The following is a 2,402-nucleotide window of genomic DNA, read 5'->3' as shown; positions in this document are numbered from 1 at the left end:
GCGTCTACCTCAGCAAGTACAAGCGCTGTAGCGTCTACGTCAGCAAGCACAAGTGCTGTAGCGTCTACGTCAGCAAGCACAAGCGCAGTAGCCTCTACGTCAGCAAGCACAAGCGCAGTAGCATCTACATCAGCAAGTACTAGCGCAGTAGCGTCTACCTCAGCGTCAACAAGTGCCGTAGCCTCTACATCAGCATCAACAAGTGCCGTAGCGTCTACCTCAGCGTCAACAAGTGCAGTAGCGTCTACCTCAGCAAGCACAAGCGCGGTAGCATCTACCTCAGCAAGTACTAGCGCAGTAGCATCTACCTCAGCCTCAACCAGTGCCGTAGCGTCTACCTCAGCGTCAACAAGTGCAGTAGCGTCTACCTCAGCAAGCACAAGTGCTGTAGCCTCTACCTCAGCCTCAACCAGTGCCGTAGCGTCTACCTCAGCAAGCACAAGTGCGGTAGCGTCTACCTCAGCGTCAACAAGCGCTGTAGCCTCTACCTCAGCATCAACAAGTGCAGTAGCGTCTACCTCAGCATCAACAAGTGCCGTAGCCTCTACATCAGCAAGTACTAGTGCAGTAGCGTCTACATCAGCGTCAACAAGTGCGGTAGCGTCTACATCAGCAAGCACAAGCGCGGTAGCTTCTACATCAGCATCAACAAGTGCGGTAGCGTCTACATCAGCAAGCACAAGCGCGGTAGCCTCTACATCAGCGTCAACAAGTGCCGTAGCCTCTACATCAGCAAGTACTAGCGCTGTAGCGTCTACATCAGCATCAACAAGTGCCGTAGCGTCTACCTCAGCAAGCACAAGCGCTGTAGCGTCTACGTCAGCATCGACTAGCGCAGTAGCGTCTACCTCAGCGTCAACAAGCGCAGTAGCGTCTACCTCAGCATCAACAAGTGCCGTAGCCTCTACATCAGCAAGTACTAGTGCAGTAGCCTCTACATCAGCGTCAACAAGTGCGGTAGCGTCTACGTCAGCATCGACTAGCGCTGTAGCGTCTACCTCAGCGTCAACAAGCGCTGTAGCATCTACATCAGCGTCAACAAGTGCCGTAGCCTCTACATCAGCAAGTACTAGCGCTGTAGCGTCTACCTCAGCAAGCACAAGCGCTGTAGCGTCTACCTCAGCGTCAACAAGTGCCGTAGCGTCTACCTCAGCAAGCACAAGCGCCGTAGCGTCTACTTCAGCATCAACAAGCGCTGTAGCATCTACATCAGCAAGCACAAGCGCCGTAGCGTCTACCTCAGCCTCAACAAGTGCCGTAGCGTCTACCTCAGCGTCAACAAGTGCCGTAGCGTCTACCTCAGCAAGCACAAGTGCCGTAGCCTCTACCTCAGCAAGTACTAGCGCTGTAGCCTCTACATCAGCGTCAACAAGTGCAGTAGCCTCTACCTCAGCATCAACCAGTGCGTCAGCATCAGCAAGCACATCTGATTCAACAAGTATGTCAGATCCGGATAGTACTGATAAACCGAACTTTAGTTTGAGTGACAGTGCTTCGCAATCAACGAGTCTAAGCGTGTCAGTCTCAACATCAGTGTCTATGTCGACTTCGACAAGTACGTCGCTTTCAGGTTTAGCTTCTGAAAGTGCTTCGACGTCAATCTCGCTTGTAGGATCAAATGTTGATCATTCGACTTCACACGTTGGAAATGGTGCCGGATCGACAGATAAGTCAAGACAGCAGTTGCCAAATACAGGTACAGAAGTTTCTAAATCATCTGTACTTCTAGGTGCTTTGACTGCTGTAACAGGTCTAAGTCTGATTGCGAAACGTCGCAAACGTGATGATGAAGAATAAATGTAAACAATCTTTCTGGAGTAGATTTATTTGCGGATAGATGATTGAAAAGTGGATGGAACAGAAGTTTCGACTATAAGAAAAAGTGAACAAAACTAGTTTTCTGGAAATCAGAATTCAGTTTAGTTCACTTTTTTATTTTATGGAAAATTGAAACTACAACAGTACACAAAGGCTACTAAAACATTTCTATAAATTAATAATCCTTTCCTGATCGGTTTGTTCATATCTTTTTTTCATCCACAATAAATAAGAAATCCTAAAATCCCAATAATAAAAATCGAATATCTCATCCTTACTTTTAAGGTAAGATAATGTTGCTATTTTTCAGCTATGTATGGTTCATCTACTCAATAAAAATATACAAACATCTTAGCGATAATGATATGAAATATAATTAATTTTCTGGATTATGTATTTTTGGAAAAGTTTTTGTCTAAAATACAATATAGTTAATATTATATCAAAATCAACCTCAAACAAAATACTTATAAAATAAACTATTTTATAATAATGGTTAGGAAATCGGGCTCTTTGTCAACTGTAGTGGGTTGATGAAAAGCTAAGCTCGAGAAAGGACAAATTTCGTCCTTTCTTTTTTGATG

The 2,402-nt window shown here is 45.5% G+C and carries 1 protein-coding gene and 1 pseudogene; one reads left to right on the top strand and one right to left on the bottom strand.

Going from position 1 to position 2,402, the window contains the following annotated elements; all coding sequences use genetic code 11:
- Positions 1 to 1,424: pseudogene (locus N8L90_RS09615) on the bottom strand (adhesive domain-containing protein); the annotation flags it as partial.
- 16 nt (positions 1,425 to 1,440) lie between these two features.
- Between N8L90_RS09615 and N8L90_RS09610 the strand changes: the two are divergent.
- On the top strand, positions 1,441 to 1,797 hold the full coding sequence (locus N8L90_RS09610; protein ID WP_314725739.1) for an LPXTG cell wall anchor domain-containing protein: 357 nt from the start codon (positions 1,441 to 1,443) through the stop codon (positions 1,795 to 1,797).
- Positions 1,798 to 2,402: the final 605 nt, after the last annotated feature.

Source organism: Streptococcus mitis, assembly GCF_946190115.1.
Taxonomy (GTDB): Bacteria; Bacillota; Bacilli; order Lactobacillales; family Streptococcaceae; genus Streptococcus; species Streptococcus mitis_CO.
The sequence above is the reverse complement of the archived record's forward strand: the minus strand, read 5'-3'. Positions and strand labels throughout refer to the sequence as shown.